The sequence below is a fragment of the Desulfosarcina ovata subsp. ovata genome (assembly GCF_009689005.1).
GTDB classification, from domain to species: Bacteria; Desulfobacterota; Desulfobacteria; order Desulfobacterales; family Desulfosarcinaceae; genus Desulfosarcina; species Desulfosarcina ovata.
On the sequence record NZ_AP021879.1, the window covers coordinates 6648119 to 6665662 of the forward strand.

Below are 17544 nucleotides of genomic sequence, written 5' to 3' on the forward strand. Positions count from 1 at the left end.
CCGCGTCGCTCACCCACCTTTACGCTGTTGGAGTGTCGATTGCTGTTGAAAGGCGGTTCCCATGATGAAAACAACCAAAATCAAATCATTAGCGGCGGTGGCCGCGGTCGTGACTCTGGCCCTGGTCCTCGCCACCGGAGGTTGGGCCCGGGCTGGCGAAATCGGCGCCCGCCTGACGGAAACGATGGCATCGACCGCGCCCGATGAGGCCATGCCGGTGATCATCCGTTTGAACAACACCGTGGACGTGGAAACCGGTCATGCCAGCCAAAAGGCGGCATCCCGATTGTCCGCCCTGTTGAAGGACAATGCCCACACCTCGCAGGGATTGCTGAGAGCCACACTGAGGGCCAAAGGCATTCAGGAAATGCTTTCGTTGTGGATAATCAACGGCATCGCCGTTCGCCTGACCCCGGAACAGATCCTGGAGTTCGCCGGCCATCCGGATGTGGCGAGCATCGTCCTGGACGATACGATTTACGCGCCGATTGATCCGGAGACCGAGCTGACCATGTCGTCCGGCAGCGCCTGGGACAATCTGGGTGCGATTCAGGCACCCGCCATGCGGGCGGCCGGGATCGACGGCTCGGGCGTGGTGGTGGCCACCATGGACTCCGGGGTCGATGCCGATCACCCGGATCTTACCGCGTCGTGGCGAGGTGGCGGTAACAGCTGGTTTGATCCCCACGGGGAGCATTCGACACCTTACGATTCAACCGGACACGGCACCGCCGTGATGGGAGTCCTGGCCGGCGGTTCTGCGATCGGCGTGGCTCCGGGGGCCAAGTGGATCGCGGTGAAACTGTTCAGTGATAGCGGAACGGCATCCTACAGCGACATCCATCTGGGCTACCAGTGGCTGCTGGATCCGGACGGCCTGCCGGACACCGCGGACGCCCCCCATGTGATCAACAACTCCTGGGGCCTGTCGGGTGCCGAGGGGCAGTGCATTACCGAATTCCAACAGGATGTGCAGACCCTTAAAGCCGCCGGCATCGCAATGGTGTTTTCCGGCGGCAACGGCGGCCCCTATGCCTCCAGCAATACCAGCCCCGCCAATTATCCGGAGAGCTTCGCTGTCGGTGCCGTAGATCAGACCGGCACCATTGCAGTCTTCAGCGGACGCGGGCCGTCGGCCTGCGGCGGGCTGTTCCCGGAGGTCAGCGCCCCCGGCGTCGACGTCAATACCGCCAATAAATATGGCGGCTACGGGGCGGTTACGGGAACCTCCATTGCTGCCCCCCATGCGGCCGGGGCCATGGCCCTGCTCAAGGATGCCTACCCCGGCGCCCCGGTTGTGGAAATGGAAGATGCGCTGATGCAGTCAGCCGTCGACCTGGGTGAACCTCTCGAGGACAATGCTTCCGGATACGGGCTGGTTCAGGCGGCCGCGGCGGGTACCTTTCTGAGCAACCCGCCGGGCTGTGCGGACAGCGACAACGACGGCTATTTTTCCACTGACGGGTGCGGAACGCTAGAAGACTGCGACGATGACAACGTCGACCGCAACCCATCCGCAAGCGATATCAAGAATGACGGCATCGACCAGAACTGCAACGGCTATGACCTGACCATCGATATCGTCAGTGCCGTTTACCTTGCCGCGGACCAGAAGCTTACTGTCGAGGCCACGAGTGATCTGGGTAAAGATGCGGCGCTCGAGCTGGTCGGCTATGGGTCCATGGGTTGGAACCGTAAAAAAAGCCTGTGGAGCATTTCCGTGCGCAACGTGCCGCAAGACCCGGGCAACATCGCCGTCGGCGGTGTGGAAGGGTATACGGCATCAGCCACCACTTTGGATGCCGGCGGTGGCGGCAGCGGTGGGGGCGGCAATTACGGGAAAGGCAAGAAAAAGTAGGCGCCACCCCAATTGTCCTTTGCTCCCCGCAAAACGCCTGATGGGAGGATACAACCAATGAAAAAAAGACTGCTGATGATACTGGCCATCACCCTGCTAACCGCCATCCCGGGCGTTCGCACGGATGCCGGACCGCGCCCGGCCCCGCCTGATACGGTCCAAAGCGCGATGGCCTTCAAGGCCAATGCGAATGCGTTTCAAATTCAAACCATCGACACGTCGGCTTCCCCCCAGCGGGGGACGGCCGATGCAGCGGTGACCATCGCCGTGTTCAGTGATTTTCAGTGACCGGCCTGCGCCGGCCTCGAGCCGGTCCTCGAGCAGGTGCTCGAGACGTATGCCGGGGATGTGAAGGTGGTTTACAAGAATTTTCCCCTGCCGGGCCATCGCTATGCCAGGGCAGCGGCCGCCGCCGCTTTGGCCGCGGAGATGCAAGGCGAGTTCTGGGCATTTCACGACCTGCTGTTTTTGAATTATCGGCAGATCGACCTCCCCAAAATCATGGAGATCGCCCGGGACCTCTCCCTTGACCAGCAGCGGCTGTTCAGGGACATGAACGCCGCCGGGGTGATTACGGCCATCGACAGGGATGTTCGCGAGAGGCTTCGCATCGGCGTGAACTCAACACCAAGCGTTTTCATTAATGGCAGACTATTGAGAAACAGAAGTTTTGCCCGCTTTCAGGCCGACATCGAAAACATCCTCGACAAATTGGATCACGGGGCCGCCATCTCATTAAGCGATGCGGCTGACGACATTTCGGATCGATAAATACGACAAGGAGACCGACCCATGAAAAATAACATCAACGTCATGCGACAGGATAATGAATGGCACTGGTTTATGAAAATGTTCTTTTTTACTGCGGCGCTCGGCCTGGTGCTGGCCATGGTTAGTGTCGACAGCCATGCGGCCGCAGCCAATGGGCAGGCAAACGGTAAGGCTGCCGCGAGCCAGTCGAACCATTCAAACAAACTCGATGCCATGTTCGATACCAGCGCCGTTCCGAATTCGCAGAAAAGGGAGTGGGCCGGCATCCAAAACAAGCTGTCCAAGGAGTACACCGCCTGTACCGACGATTGCGGGGGCCAGCTGGAATGCCAGGAGAAGTGCTGGGGGGTCTATGAGTTCAGGCTGGACCGGGAACACAAACGGATCATGCACAACGCCCGGCAGTAAATGAAACAAAGGCCCCATTGCGCCCAAAATTTGGTCGATAACCCATTTGCGCGGCACCCGGCCGCCCTCTGGTTTTCGTGACCCAGGGGGGAACGGCCGGATGCACAGCATCCCAACAAAGGCAGGCCGGTCATGAAAACGCTGACGAAAAGAACCCGTATCAAGAAATCCCTGGTGCTGGCCATTGCCTTAATGGTAGGTGCCGGGTTGGGGTATGGCTTGAATGGTAACGACGCCGATTCTCACACCGGCCAGGAGCCCATGCACCCGCCGCATGACGGCCACCCGGTCGTTCAGACCGTCCATGCGGCCCAGATGCCGGGGGAAATGCCCGAGGCGCAAGCCCTATACATCTGTCCCATGAACTGTGTCCCACCCATGGAAAAACCCGGAAAATGTCCGGTCTGCGGGATGGATCTGGTGGCGATGGTGACAACGGACCATCGCCACGCCGATAAATCCCCACAGGTGACCTTCAGACCGCAGCAACTGCACCAAATCGGTGTCCGGACTGCTCCTGTGGCACGAAAGTTCGTTACCGCCAAAATCAAGCTCTATGGTAAAATCGAATACGATCCGGTCGAACAGTACAAGGTGACGGCCTTTGCTCCCGGAATCATCGACCGCATCTATGTGAAGCGTGCCGGCCAGACCGTGCGCCGGGGCGATCCGCTGTTCGACATGCACTCCTCGGAGCTGTTTGTCCTTGAGCAGGACCTTTTCGAAGTCTTGAAGGCATTTCCCGATCCGGTCGATTTTCGGCCGGCGAGAGGTCAGATTTACAAACGGCAGATGCGCCCGCCGCGTCGGCAGTTCAGCATTCCCAGGACCGGAGAGGCGCCGGCGGCGGAAATCGCGGCCAAAACGGCCGCACTGGAAAAGCTCGCCCAGATCAAGCGCAAAATGCGATTGCTGGGGTTGACCGAGGAGAACATCGAACGGGTCATGGCCCGTGGCCTGCCCTCGGGTATCTCGACGGTGATTACCCCCACGACCGGTGTGGTTCAGGAGCAGTTCGCTTTCAAGGGGGCATACGTGAATACCGGTGAAACGGTTTTTACGGTTGCCAATCCGGAGTATACATGGGCCCGGCTTGAAGGCTACGCCACGGATTTCCCCTGGGTCCGCCTCGGCCAGGAAGCCGAGTTCACGGTGGATGCCTACCCGGGAGAAATCTTCAAGGGAAAAGTACTGTACTTGGATACGGAATTCGACCCCCGGACGCGTACGTTCGAGGTCGGTGTGCTATACACAGACAAGGCCAAACGGTTGAAACCGAATATGCTGGTTCGCTGCGTGATCCATTCAACCCTGACCGCCGATGGTGCGGCGGCACCCGGGGAGGAATCAGCCGGCGCCCCCCTGGTGATCCCCGACACCGCTCCTCTCATCACCGGAAATCGGGCGGTGGTTTACGTCGAGGACCCTGGAAAATCGGGAACCTATGAGGGGCGTGAGGTGCTGCTGGGGCCGCGGGCCAGCGACTACTATGTGGTCAGGCAGGGACTCATGGAAGGAGAGACGGTGGTGACCAACGGCAACTTCAAGATCGACAGCGCGGTTCAAATTCTTGCCAAACCCAGCATGATGGAGCAAGGTGCCGGCCGCCGGGCGATGATGGGGATGCACGCCGGCCATGCCGCCATGCCGGCCATGGCGATGCCCACCACCGGAAAGGTCGAGACGGAAATCGCCGGGTCCGGCCTGATGCACCACGACAGCGGCCATCAGGCGACGATGGCCGGGCACTCCCGGCACGCCGCCGCCCCGGCCATGGGAATGACCGCCATGGGGCATGAGGATAAAATGGAACCGATGCCGTCTACTGCGAAAGGGATTTCACGTCCGGCGGCCCGCAAGCCGTCGGCCGACCGATACCGTCAAATCAAAGCGCGGTTGGAGAAATTGAAAAAGGAAATTCGATAAAAGGGCCTGGTCATCGAAGGTCCGTTCTTAGTGGGAGAAGGCAATGTCTGAGGTGCTCGTCGTTTTTTACGAACAATTGAACATTCTTCTTGCGAAATAGCCCATGAACGAAACTTCGACATCCCAATGCCTTCCGTCGTCTTCCTGGCTTGCAAGGCTCATCTACTTTTGTATGCGGCGCAAGGTGATTGTCGGCCTCATGGCCATCATCCTGATTGGCTGGGGGCTGGTGGTAGCCCCTTTCGACTGGCATCTGGGAGGATTGTGGCGTGACCCCGTGCCGGTGGACGCCATTCCCGATATCGGGGAGAACCAGCAGATTGTCTTTACCGAGTGGAGCGGCCGCTCTCCCCGGGATGTCGAAGACCAGATCACCTACCCCCTTTCCGTTTCCCTGATGGGACTTCCCGGCGTCAAGGCCCTCAGGGGCTACTCCATGTTCGGTTTTTCACTCATCTACATTATTTTCAACGACGACATCGACTTTTACTGGTCGCGCAGCCGTGTGCTGGAAAGTCTCAACAGCCTGCCCGGCCGCGACCTGCCCCAGGGGGTCAAGCCCACCCTGGGGCCGGATGCCACGGCCCTGGGGCAGGTTTTCTGGTACACCCTGGAAGGGGTCGACCCCCAGGGAAATCCTTCCGGCGGATGGGATCTGCACGAACTCCGAACCCTTCAGGACTGGTACGTGCGCTATGCCCTCCTGTCCGTTCCGGGCGTGAGCGAAGTGGCCTCGGTGGGGGGCTTTGTCGAGGAGTACCAGATCGACGTCGATCCGGACCGCATGCGCTATCGCAACGTCCGCCTGGAAGAGGTGGTCGATGCCGTTCGCCGGGCCAACGTGGATGTGGGCGCGCGAACCATAGAAGTCAACCGGGTGGAGTACGTGATCCGCGGGCTCGGATTGATCAAGGATCTGGCCGATATCAAGAACTCCCTGATCAAAACCGTCGATGGGGCGCCGGTTCTGGTCAGCCATGTGGCCCATGTCAGCCGCGGACCGGCCGACCGCCGCGGCGCCCTGGACAAGGGAGGTCGTGAAGCCGTGGGCGGGGTGGTGGTGGTCCAGTACGGGGAAAATCCCCTGGCGGTGATCAAGCGGGTCAAGGCCAAGATTGACGAGATCGCCCTGGGGCTGCCCGAACGGCAACTCACCGACGGCACGCTCAGCAAGGTGAAGATCGTTCCCTTTTATGATCGCACCGGTCTGATCCTCGAAACCCTGGACACCCTGCGCTCGGCCCTCACCCTGGAGGTTCTGGTGACCATCATCGTGGTCATCCTGCTGATGGTCCACCTGCGGAGCTCGATTCTCATCTCCGGCCTGCTGCCCCTGGCCATCCTGATCTGCTTTATCGCCATGAAGGTGTTCTACGTCGACGCCAATATCGTGGCCCTGTCGGGCATCGCCATTGCCATCGGTACCATGGTGGACATGGGTATCATCATGACCGAAAATATCCTGCGGCATTTGGATCGGGCCGATCCGGCCGAGGACCGTACGGCGGTGGTGGCCAGGGCCGCCCGTGAGGTGAGCGGCGCCGTTCTGACCGCGGTCTCGACCACGATTGTCAGTTTCCTGCCGGTGTTCACCATGGTGGCGGCCGAGGGCAAGCTCTTCCGCCCCCTGGCCTTCACCAAAACCTTTGCCCTGCTGGCTTCGCTGATGGTCGCCCTGTGTGTGATTCCCCCCCTTGCCCAGGTGCTTTTCACCCGCAAGGCGGGGCGACGCAAGGGCGGTTGGGTTTTCTATGAGGGCCTGATCTACCTGGGAGCTGTGCTGGTCTTCACGATCGGTTGGAAAGTCGGCGGCTTCGTCGCCATCATCGGGGCCTACAACCTGTTGACCCTCAGGGTCCCGGCACCCATCGGTCGCCGCATGCGGCAGGTCAACTCCTTGCTGGTGGCCATTGGCGTCGCGCTGGTGCTCGCCAATTACTGGCGGCCGCTGGGGCTGGGAAAAGGGTTGGTGCCCAACTTCTTTTTCGTGGTGCTGGTCATCGGTTTGCTGCTGGGCGGATTCCGGACCTTTCAGCATTACTACCCGCGTATTCTGGGGTGGTGCCTGGGTCACAAGGTCACCTTTCTTACCGTCCCCTTACTCATCCTGCTGCTCGGCGTGACGGTGTGGCAGGGTGCCGGCCCTCTGACGGCCTGGCTGCCCGGTCTCGTGAGAAATTCTTTACCCATGGCGTTTCTGGCGCGTCAGTTTCCCGGGATCGGCAAGGAATTCATGCCCCCCCTGGACGAAGGCGCCTTCCTGTACATGCCGGTCACCATGCCGCATGCCTCCATCGGTGAAGTCATGGATATTCTCCAGCGCCAGGACCGGGCGATTCAGGCGATCCCGGAGGTCGATACCGTGGTCGGGAAGCTGGGGCGCGCGGAAAGCCCGCTGGATCCCGCCCCGGTATCCATGATCGAAACCCTGATCAATTACCATGACGAGTACCTCAGGGATGCGGACGGAACCATTGGTACCTTTCGTTTTGATTCTACCGTACTCGACTTCTTTCGCAATGTTGAGGGCCATCCCCTGGCCGCACCGGACGGGCGCCCCTATCATGTCCGGGGACAATTTCTCAGAGACGGCCATCAGCGTCTGATTCCCGACAGCCACGGCCAACCGTTCCGTCTCTGGCGGCCGAGGCTGGACCCGGCGATCAATGACCAGCGCAACGCATGGCCGGGCATTCAAACACCCGACGACATCTGGGATGAGATTGTCGCCGCCGCCTCGATTCCCGGAACCACGGTGGCTCCGAAGCTTCAGCCCATATCGGCCCGCTTGGTTATGCTGCAAAGCGGCATTCGAGCCAGTATGGGGGTCAAAGTCATCGGTTCCGACCTGCAGACCATTGAAACGACGTCCCGGAAGATCGAAAAATATCTCCGGGAAGTTCCTTCCGTCGATCCGCTTTCGGTGATCGCCGACCGCATCGTCGGCAAACCCTACCTGGAGATCGATATCGATCGCCGCGCCATCGCCCAGTACGGCATCGATCTGCAGCAGGTTCAGGATGTGATCGAAGTGGCCATCGGCGGAAAGCAGATCTCGACCACCATCGAGGGGCGCGAACGGCACCCGGTGCGGGTGCGCTATCTGCGCGAACTGCGCGACCATCTGGATACCATCGGCGAGGTTCTGGTGCCGGCCCCGGACGGCACCCAGGTTCCTCTGATTCAACTGGCCACGATCAACTATGTTCCCGGTCCCCAGGTGATCAAGAGTGAAGACACATTCTCCGTTGGGTATGTGCTGTTTGACAAACGGCCGGGATTTGCCGAGACCAATGTCGTCGAATCGGCCGGGCAATATCTGAAGGAAAAAATCGAGGATGGTGAGCTGGACATCCCCGAGGGGATCAGCTTTTCGTTTACCGGTAATTATGAAAACCAGGTTCGGGCCGACAAGAAGCTGCACGTCATCCTGCCGCTGGCCCTGGTCATTATCTTTATTATTCTCTATCTCCAGTTCAAATCCGTTTCCACCAGTCTGCTGGTTTTCTCGGGGGTGGCCGTGGCCTGGGCCGGCGGGTTCATCATGATCTGGCTCTACGCGCAGCCCTGGTTCCTCGATTTCCCGCTGTTCGGACCGGCCATGCGGGAGATTTTTCAGGTTCACCCCATCAATCTGAGTGTGGCCGTCTGGGTGGGATTCCTGGCACTGTTCGGCATCGCTTCGGACGATGGGGTGGTCATGGCGACCTACCTCGAAAACACTTTTGCGCGGAAGAAAATGCAAAGCATCGCCGAGATCCGCCAATCGACCATCCATGCCAGTCTGAAGCGGGTGCGTCCCTGTCTGATGACTACCGCCACCACCATTTTGGCGCTCCTGCCGGTGATGACCTCAAAGGGACGCGGTGCCGACATCATGGTTCCCATGGCGATCCCGACGGTGGGTGGAATGGCTGTCGGGCTGGTATCCATGTTGGTGGTACCGGTGCTTTACTGTGCGATCAAGGAACACGCGGCGGCCGTTGAAATGTGCCGCATCCTGGGCGCTTCAGGGGCCAAAAGGGAAAATGGGGATGGGGCGGTTTAATGGAGCGATAGAAAAATACGGTCAATTTTGAAGTTTCGGTGTTTCGGCCGGCCGGGAAGCGTGTGATCGGAGATCGGGAACCACCACCCGGAAGGTGCTGCCTTCACCGACCTGGCTGCTGACCTCGATCATGCCGCCAAGGCCGTCCACCAGATTGTGGCAGATGTAAAGGCCCAGGCCGGTTCCCGAATCGGGTCCCTTGGTGGTAAACAGCGGGTCGAAAATATGGTTTATGGTGGTTTCGTCCATACCACATCCGTTGTCCCTCATCTCAATGGTCAGCGCATACGGGTCCGTGGCGGACGCATCGACCTTCAGGCGAACCCATGAATCGGGTTTGTCCGCCGCCTGGCAGGCGTTGATCAGCAGGTTGAGAACGACCTGTTCAATGGCCTGGCTGTCGGTAAACAGCCGTGGCAGGCCGGGGGCGACATCCATTTCGAACCGCTTGACCATGCGTTTGACTTGTGGATTGACCAGGGTCACCACTCTGTCGATCTCCGCCGCAACATCCATTTCATCCAGTTTCTGGCCGTCCCGGATGTGGGAGAATTCCTTCAACTGGGAAACGATGGTGTCGATGCGCCGGGATCCGTGGGTGATATTTTCGATGAGTTTGAAGAGATCCTGGCGGAATTCGGTATAAGGCATGTTGGCCACTTCGAAATCCGTATGCCCCTCGGCATAATCGTCGATGATGGGGATGAGTTCATCGAGATAGTCCTTTAATATCGGTATATTGAACGATATGAAAGTATTTGGGTTGTTGATTTCATGGGCGACGCCGGAGATCAACAGTCCCAATGACGCCAGCCGTTCCCGCTGCCGCATCTGACGCTCCAGCATGCGGGATTCGGTCACATCGGTGATTTTCATGATCGCCGCGCCCGTATCGCTGGACGATTCACCGGAACGGTAGACCACCACTTCTTCGATACGCGTCGGGTCGAACAGGCCTTTGCGTTCGAATGTGTGGCTGGTGTTTTCGGTAATCCGATGGGGGATATCGCATTCCGGGCAAGGCTGATCGCCGGCCATGAAAACGACGTGACAGGGCTGCCCGTCAATGAACCGATCGCCGATCCGGTAATAGCGGCCGGCGGCCTTGTTGATCATTCTCACACGGGCCTCTGCGTCCAGCAAAATGAGCGGGTCCGAAATGCCGTTGAATACCGTCTGCAGCAGATCCCGGTTTTTTCGGAGGCTGCGCTCGGCCTCTTCCCGCTGATTGATATGCCGAATGATCGGTCGAAACAAAAAGAGGTAAAGGGCCGGAGAGGTCACCACGATCAGCAGGGTCGAATCGACGATGGCTTCGGAAAAAACCGGCAGCGGGGGAAGCAGGGTGAGAATCAGCATCACGGTGGTTTCGCCGATAAAAACGGCGATGGCGATCGTTCCCAGCGTGCGCAGCGGGCTGTGGGGGGTCATCAGCCATTTCAGGTTGGCCGTCAGCCATGGAGCAAAACCGGATGTTTTTGTTGCTTCTCCTGTCATTCCGTCACCTTTAGTTGGTCGAGCAGTGGATTGATTAGCACCTGGAAACCGTGCAATGATTTGTCCATCAGCCGCCTGCCGTTGATGAACACCGTCGGCGTTCCCCGGACTCCGGCCTGGGCACCGCTTTGCATGTCGGCGTTGATCCGGGCGATGGTGCCGGGGGCCAGCATGTCCGCTTTGAACTGTTCGGGGTCCAGGGCGAGGGCGGCCCGAATCTCTTCGATGGCCTGGTCATTCAGCCGGTTGTAACGCTTGTACAGCTGATCATGAAATTCCCAGAAATGTCCCTGCCGCCCGGCAGCCACGGCGGCCTGGGCGGCTTTGGTGGCAAAACGGTGGTTTCGCAGGGGAAAGTGTTTGAAGGCGATTTTTACCTGTTGGGGATACTGCTCGATCACCTGATCGAGAACCGGCGCGAGCCGGGCGCAGTACGGTCATTGAAAATCGCTGAACACGGCCACGGTGATCGGCGCATCGGCCGGTCCCTTGAACGGTGCGGACGAAGTGTCGATGGACTCGATCACACTGACGCTGATCAATTGGACGGTACTGCGGGTCTGGCTGATCAGAAAAACGAGGTCTTCCCTGGGGCCGGCCTTAATCCGGTCGATGTCCGGTCCTACGTCGATGCGGTCCCTCAACTGCCCGTTGGTCCCATAGATCAGGAGCCGCCCTCGATCGTTGAGCAGATAGATCCAGCGATTGTCAGCGGCGACAATCACATCCACTGGTTTGGCGTCGAGCCGGATGTTCTGCAGGACCTGCCACTCGGCGGTTGCCCAGGCGGTTTTGCACACAGCCAGCACCATTAGTAGAATGAACAATGTTCTTGAAAAATTAAATCGCATAAATCACCTTTTCCTCGATAGCGCTTTGTAGAATGAAATGAATCTTCTCTCCTTTGAGTCAGCAAAAAACTCGCCAACCATACACACAAGCAAAACGGATTTTCCTTCGGCGCCGCTAATGTGCAAAGGCAACCCATAGGTGAGGAGCCGTTTCAAAGATGCTATTGGTATCGGCTGATTCACCATTGTGAGGGCATTACTCTGGAATTGGCGTGGTAATATGGTCCGCCTTGGGGATCGTCCCCCCAAGGGCGTTCAAAATAGGCTATGTCAATTTGACACAGAATCAGAAAACCAACTGAATTCTAAATCAATAGTAAGCATGCTGCTGCAAAATGAAATGGCCTCACCACTGGCGGGTGAGATGGGAATGAAAAAAGACAGCGCTCGGAGAGGGGCGATATCCATTAGCCGGTCGGTGGCACGACCCATGCTGTGGATTGAATTCAAGCCGTTGTGCCTTCCCATCAGATGGGAAAACCGTGTGCTTACGAAGGATGGGAAGGCACTGCGGGACGATTAATCAAACTCATAGCATTCAAGATAATGTTTTTGGGCTACGTTATCGGTCGTCGCGGTATGGCTTATACAGCTTCCTCCCTCTGGCCTTGCCAAAAACATTATCTCAAACACTATCAGATGGCTGGAAGTGATTCCATGAACCAGCATGACGATAAATATTGCCCGGAGAGAAGGGTTGAGGCGGACCGGCGTCGGTATTCGTATGCCTTGTATTTGCCCGAGCGCCGATCAGGACGGCGGCGGTGGCATGCGCAACGGTGTCAAGGCAATGAGAGAAACTTGACATCGCCGGCATGCATCGTCCTGTGTTCGGTCAGGACCGTTTGTACTCGGCAAATTCAAGGATGATTCCGTCCGGGCAATGCCCATCGGGCCTATCAAAAAAATAACCGCCCGGACGGTGAGGGCGCCGTCCGGGGCAGGTGTCCCATTTGCTGGACGGGTTTTATCAACCGTGCTGGCTCATTTCAGTTTCAACAGCCCGGCCGCATTTTGTCCGCAGACCCGCTGCATGTCCGCCTCGCTCAGGCCGCCCTCGCGCATCTCCTTGAGGTAACGGGCCGGTTTGAGCAGCGGGTAATCGGTACCCAGCAGCACCTTGTCGATCCCCACCAGATCCCTGGCGTAGGCGTAGACCCGGCTGTCGTAGAGAAACGGTGAGGCGGCGGTGTCGTAATAGACGTTCTTGAGTGTCTCTTTGACCGCTTTTTTGAGCAGCTGGTAAAAGAAAATCCCCCCTCCCCAGTGGGCCAGAACGATGGTGTTGTCGGGAAAGCGGGAGATGGTCTCATAAATCTGGATCATGGTGTTGGGGGTTTTGCCCGGATAGAGATGCCCCACCTCCTCGTTGGTGTGCAGCAGCACGGGGAGGTCGCGTTCCCGGCACAGGGACATGATGGGGTCCAGACTGATCTGGCACTGGTCGTCGATGCCGCAGCCATAGAAGGCCAGCTCGCCCACACCGCTGAGTCCGGCATCCAGGCAGCGTCGAACCTCATCGGCGGCGTCCGGATTGAGGCTGTCCACGCAGCAGAACCCCCGCAGGCGCTCCGGGTACTGGTTGACCACCTCGATGACATAGTCGTTGTTGCGCCGACAGGTGTCGGCATTGCGCCAGGGAAAGCCGAACACCACGGAGATGTCCACCCCCTGGTCGTCCATCATGGCAATGATGTCCTCGGCGGACACCAGCTTGGACTTGGGGTTCTCGTAGAGCATTTTAAATTCGGGTTCGTCGTCCAGAAAGCGCTCCCTGTGGTCCCTGATTTCGGCGGGAAACGTGTGTACGTGAAAATCGATGATCATGGGGTTCCTCCTCCAAGGGATTTGTATATTGACTAAGACCATTTTTCTTATAACAATACGGCCTGACCATGCAACCGCCAAACGGCGGAGAGATAGGGCAATCGCATTTGGATTGATTTTTGTTTTTTCGCGGGCATGGCCCGCTCCTACGTGTGCCAATCGTTTGGTTCTACACCGTCTTCTGTAGGAGCTGGCCATGCCTGCGACCAGATTTTTCTAATCCCGGCTCTAAATGCGATCACCCTGGGCGGATAGTGCCCCGCATGCCGATGACCGATGTTAATAAAAAGGACGCCATGTTTCTGATCGCTGGCGTACAACCCAAAACCCGGCGGGTGGATGACCAGCCCCGTCGCTGTCCCGCATGCGGGCGGATGCAGGCCTATACCACCCGGGTGGACCACTACCTGAGCCTGTTTTTCATCCCCCTGGTCCGGGTTAAACAGGGGGAGCGGTTTCTGCTTTGTGAGTACTGTGGGCGGCCCATGAACACAGGCCCATCGCCGGAGCCGGCAGCGCCCCTGTCGGGAACCGACATCACCTGCGTGGCCTGTGGGAAGTCCTTTGACCGCTCCTTCAACTATTGTCCGCATTGCGGTCAGCGGGCATGATCCGGATGGGCTGCCGGCGACCCTTTCCCGGACCAAGGAGACGGCCGGCCATGGACAACCGACCGATAACAAAACCAATCAGGAGAGAGGCGGATATGCGGATTTCAAGACGGGCAATCAATGGGTTGAGCCGCCGTGAATTTCTCATCATGACCTCCATGGCGACTGCCGGGCTGGCCACGGGCTGCGCGACCAATCCGGTTACGGGCCGGTCCCAGCTGATGATGATGAGCGAAGACGAGGAGATTGCCATCGACAAAAAACAGTCGCCCCATCAGTTCTCTTCCGACTATGGAACCACCCAGGACCGGGCCCTGCAGAACTACGTTCAGACCACGGGCAAGCACCTGGCGGCCAATACCCATCGCCCTCAAATGCCCTACGACTTCCATTGCGTGAATGCCAACTACGTGAACGCCTATGCTTTTCCCGGCGGCAGCATCGCCTGCACCCGGGGAATCCTTCTGGAACTGGGCAACGAGGCCGAACTGGCGGCTCTATTGGGACACGAGCTGGGGCATGTCAATGCCCGGCATACCGCATCGAGCATGTCCAAGGCCCAGTTGGCCAGCATTGCGGTGGGGGGACTGTCCATTGTTGCCGGTGCAGCCATCGGATCGGGAGCGGGTGATCTGGCCGGCCAGCTCGGCCAGCTGGGGTCCGGCGCCCTGCTGGCCTCTTATAGTCGGGACAACGAGCGCCAGGCCGACGGGCTGGGCATGGAATACATGACCCGTTCCGGTTATGGTCCCCAGGGCATGGTCGGCCTGATGGAGATGCTCAACACCATGAACCAGCATCAGGCCAGTGCCACCGATCTGCTTTTCTCCACCCATCCCATGTCCACGGAGCGTTACCAGACGGCGGTAAGCCAGGCGAAAAACGACTATGCCCGGTTCAATGGCAACCCTTTGTACCGGGACCGTTACATGGACAACACGGCACGGCTCAGGAAGATCAAGGGGGCTATTAAAAAAATGCAGGATGGCGAGGAGGCCATGGGCAAGGAAAAATACGGTGATGCCGAGGCGCTTTTCAAACAGGCCCTGGCCGAGGCGCCGGATGATTATACCGGGTTGTTGCTGATGGCCAAGTGTCAGCTGGCTCAGAAAAAAAACGCCGCCGCCGAGCGATATGTCCAGCGCGCCAAACAGGTCTACCCCCAAGAGGCCCAGGCCTACCATATCAGCGGGATTACCGAGCTTCGCAATAAAAAATATGCCGCGGCTTACGAAGATTTCTCCGTTTACCAGCAGCGTTTGCCCGGCAATCCCAATACGGTGTTTTTCCAGGGGCTCTCCCTGGAGGGCATGGAAAGGCTCGAACCGGCGGCCCAGGCCTACAAGACGTACCTGCAGAACGTTCAGCAGGGGGATCAGGCCCAATACGCCTACAAGCGGCTCAAGGAGTGGGGAGTCGTTAAATAGTGTCCGTCTGTAGCGAACTGCATCCGGATGGCCCGGAACGCCATGTGGTTCTGGTGGCGCCTGAAATCCACTGGAATACCGGTAATATCGGCCGCACCTGCCTGGGGGCCGGAGCCCGGTTGCACCTGATCCGCCCGTTGGGCTTTTCACTGGATAGCCGCCAGGTCAAACGCGCCGGCCTGGACTACTGGGATCGGGTGGTGCCGACGGTATGGGACAGTTTTGATGCCTTTTGCCAGATTATGGCTCCGCGGGACGGCGAGGTGGTACTTTTCTCAAAGGGGGGCGCGCGGCTATTCTGGGAGATGCCCGCACCTCAGCGGATGTTTCTGGTGTTCGGCTCCGAAACCGGCGGCCTGCCCGACACTGTCGTTTCCCGTTATCCCGACGCCTGCTACCGCATTCCCATCAGCAGCGCGATCCGGTCGCTGAATCTTTCCACGGCAGCGGGGATTGCCTTGTACGAAAGCCTCAGGGCCGGCCGACCGCCATGATGGTAAGTATTATGAATGCCTATACTTTTAACAAACCCGTTCATTCGAAAAATTGAAAAGGAGAAAACCCATGGCAAGTTATCCCGTCAAGCAACGTCGATTCGTTCTGCGTGCATCCCTTTTGTCGGTCTGTATCCTGGCGGCGCTGTTTATGGTGCAATGCGGGATCGGCAATGAGCCGGCCCATTTCGTGAAGGAACCGCTGCCCTACACGCTTGAGGCGCTGTCCCCATACATCAGTGCCCAGGCCATGGACCTGCATTACAACAAGCATTATGCCGGTTATGTGAAGAAGGCCATTGCCCTGACCCGGGGAACGGACTGCGGCGGAAAATCGCCCGAGGAGGTAATCCGCATGACCTCCGGCGATGAAGACCGCCAAGCAATTTTCAACAATGCCGCCCAGGCGTACAATCACGCCTTCTTTTTCAATTGCCTGACACCCGAGGGCGGCGGTGCGCCCGAAGGGCTGCTGGCCGAGATGATCGATGGCGCCTTTGGCAGCTTCGAGAACTTCAAGGAGGCCTTTGTGAGTGCCGCCGGTGCCCGGTTTGGCAGCGGGTGGGCCTGGCTGGTGCTTGAGGACGGGCAGCCGGCCGTGTTTACCGGCAGCAATGCGGACACGCCCATCGCCCACGGTCTGGTGCCGCTTCTGGCAGTGGACGTGTGGGAGCATTCCTATTACCTGGACTACCAGAACCGGCGTGCGGAATTTGTCGAAACCGTTTTGGACCATCTGGTCAATTGGGACTTCGTGGCCAGCCAACTGCCCGAGATGGAAGCGCAGACAGAACAGGCAGAAACCGATACCGAATCCGACGCTGCCACCCCGGCTGACCCCCAGGAAGCGGCTTCGGCCGCGGCGGCCGAAGAGGAAGGATCGTCCCATGCCGATGAAGCGCACCACGGCTGATCTTCTCGCTGAAATCAGGAAAACGGCGCCCCTGATTCACAACATCACCAATCTGGTGGTGATGAATGCCACGGCCAACATCCTGCTGGCTGTGGGGGCGTCCCCGGTCATGGCCCACAGCCGTCATGAGGTCGAGGAGATGGCATCCCTGGCCGGGGCCCTGGTGGTCAACATCGGTACGCTGTCGGATCCATGGGTTGAGGCCATGCTCCTGGCGGCCCGGGCCGCCAACCGCACGGAGTGCCCGGTGATCCTCGATCCGGTCGGAGCCGGTGCCACGGCGTATCGGTCGCGCAGTGTCCGTAATCTCATTGATGACGCATCGGTCTCGGTCATCCGCGGGAACGCATCCGAAGTCCTTTCCCTGGTCGATGCCGGTGTGACAACCAAGGGCGTGGATTCTTCCCTAACCCTGTCCGATGCGGCGGTCGATGCCGCCCGAGGTATTGCCAGCCATTACGGCTGTGTGGTGGCCATCTCCGGTGAGCGGGACCTGATCACCGACGGCGACCGGGTCCTGCGTGTGGCCAACGGGGTGCCGCTGATGACCCGGGTGACCGGTCTGGGATGCGGCCTGTCGGCCGTGGTGGGCGCCTTTTGCGCCGTGGCCGGCGCGGACCGCCTTGACGCCGTGGCCGCCGCCTTTGGTTTTTACGGACTGTGCGGGGAACTGGCCCTGAAGGTGAGTGACCGGCCGGGAAGCTTTTATATCGCTTTTATAGACGCCCTGTATGCTGCCGGACAGGCCGAGATTGATGTCTGGCTCAAGGTAGACGAATCCGGATGAAGAGGCCTTCGTCAGCATTGGCGATTGTCTCGATGAAACCGTGCCGGGGGGACAGCCATTCTTGCTCCCCAGTTTGTACCCCGGACAAAAAAGCAAGAAAAAAGGGGATTGCGATGTTAACCGCAA

General features: G+C 59.0%; 13 protein-coding genes and 2 pseudogenes. 11 read left to right on the plus strand and 4 right to left on the minus strand.

Going from position 1 to position 17544, the window contains the following annotated elements:
- Positions 1 to 61 precede the first annotated feature (61 nt).
- The 6 genes and pseudogenes from GN112_RS29165 to GN112_RS29190 all read left to right on the plus strand — a co-directional run bounded on the left by GN112_RS29165 (position 62) and on the right by GN112_RS29190 (position 9011).
- Positions 62 to 1858, plus strand: a complete 1797-nt coding sequence (locus GN112_RS29165) for a S8 family serine peptidase (RefSeq protein ID WP_155313379.1) — start codon at positions 62 to 64, stop codon at positions 1856 to 1858.
- A 57-nt stretch (positions 1859 to 1915) separates the two neighbouring features.
- Positions 1916 to 2146 (plus strand): hypothetical protein, encoded by a 231-nt coding sequence (locus GN112_RS29170; RefSeq protein ID WP_155313380.1) that lies wholly within the window; start codon positions 1916 to 1918, stop codon positions 2144 to 2146.
- Positions 2147 to 2158: 12 nt separating this feature from the next.
- A pseudogene (locus GN112_RS29175) lies at positions 2159 to 2629 on the plus strand (DsbA family protein); the annotation flags it as partial.
- A gap of 21 nt (positions 2630 to 2650) precedes the next feature.
- A complete protein-coding gene (locus tag GN112_RS29180) occupies positions 2651 to 3037 on the plus strand; it encodes a hypothetical protein (RefSeq protein ID WP_155313382.1) in 387 nt (128 codons plus the stop codon).
- A gap of 132 nt (positions 3038 to 3169) precedes the next feature.
- Positions 3170 to 4963, plus strand: coding sequence for a heavy metal-binding domain-containing protein (locus GN112_RS29185; RefSeq protein ID WP_155313383.1), 1794 nt, complete (start codon positions 3170 to 3172; stop codon positions 4961 to 4963).
- A 103-nt stretch (positions 4964 to 5066) separates the two neighbouring features.
- On the plus strand, positions 5067 to 9011 hold the full coding sequence (locus GN112_RS29190; RefSeq protein WP_155313384.1) for an efflux RND transporter permease subunit: 3945 nt from the start codon (positions 5067 to 5069) through the stop codon (positions 9009 to 9011).
- Positions 9012 to 9032: 21 nt separating this feature from the next.
- Here GN112_RS29190 and GN112_RS29195 read toward each other — a convergent pair whose 3' ends face one another.
- The 4 genes and pseudogenes from GN112_RS29195 to GN112_RS29210 all read right to left on the minus strand — a co-directional run bounded on the left by GN112_RS29195 (position 9033) and on the right by GN112_RS29210 (position 13186).
- Complete coding sequence (locus tag GN112_RS29195; protein WP_155313385.1) at positions 9033 to 10508, minus strand: two-component system sensor histidine kinase NtrB; 1476 nt, start codon at positions 10506 to 10508, stop codon at positions 9033 to 9035.
- A pseudogene (locus GN112_RS29200) lies at positions 10505 to 10933 on the minus strand (DsbA family protein); the annotation flags it as partial. The gene GN112_RS29195 and the pseudogene GN112_RS29200, both read right to left, overlap by 4 nt.
- A 12-nt stretch (positions 10934 to 10945) precedes the next feature.
- On the minus strand, positions 10946 to 11359 hold the full coding sequence (locus GN112_RS29205; RefSeq protein WP_155313387.1) for a YncE family protein: 414 nt from the start codon (positions 11357 to 11359) through the stop codon (positions 10946 to 10948).
- A gap of 984 nt (positions 11360 to 12343) precedes the next feature.
- Complete coding sequence (locus GN112_RS29210; protein WP_155313388.1) at positions 12344 to 13186, minus strand: amidohydrolase family protein; 843 nt, start codon at positions 13184 to 13186, stop codon at positions 12344 to 12346.
- A 263-nt stretch (positions 13187 to 13449) separates the two neighbouring features.
- Between GN112_RS29210 and GN112_RS29215 the strand changes: the two genes are divergently transcribed.
- The 5 genes from GN112_RS29215 (at position 13450) to thiM (ending at position 17418) form a co-directional block, all read left to right on the plus strand.
- A complete protein-coding gene (locus tag GN112_RS29215) occupies positions 13450 to 13797 on the plus strand; it encodes a zinc ribbon domain-containing protein (protein WP_155313389.1) in 348 nt (115 codons plus the stop codon).
- A 95-nt stretch (positions 13798 to 13892) separates the two neighbouring features.
- Positions 13893 to 15224 carry a M48 family metalloprotease gene (locus GN112_RS29220; RefSeq protein ID WP_155313390.1) on the plus strand — a complete coding sequence of 444 codons (1332 nt, stop codon included), beginning with the start codon at positions 13893 to 13895 and terminating at the stop codon, positions 15222 to 15224.
- Positions 15224 to 15718, plus strand: a complete 495-nt coding sequence (locus tag GN112_RS29225; protein ID WP_231717167.1) for a tRNA (cytidine(34)-2'-O)-methyltransferase — start codon at positions 15224 to 15226, stop codon at positions 15716 to 15718. The genes GN112_RS29220 and GN112_RS29225 overlap by 1 nt, the downstream gene beginning before the upstream one ends.
- Positions 15719 to 15788: 70 nt before the next feature.
- Positions 15789 to 16631 (plus strand): superoxide dismutase, encoded by an 843-nt coding sequence (locus tag GN112_RS29230; protein WP_231717168.1) that lies wholly within the window; start codon positions 15789 to 15791, stop codon positions 16629 to 16631.
- Positions 16606 to 17418 (plus strand): hydroxyethylthiazole kinase, encoded by an 813-nt coding sequence (gene thiM / locus GN112_RS29235; protein WP_197743431.1) that lies wholly within the window; start codon positions 16606 to 16608, stop codon positions 17416 to 17418. Before GN112_RS29230 ends, thiM begins: the two co-directional genes overlap by 26 nt.
- Positions 17419 to 17544 lie beyond the last annotated feature (126 nt).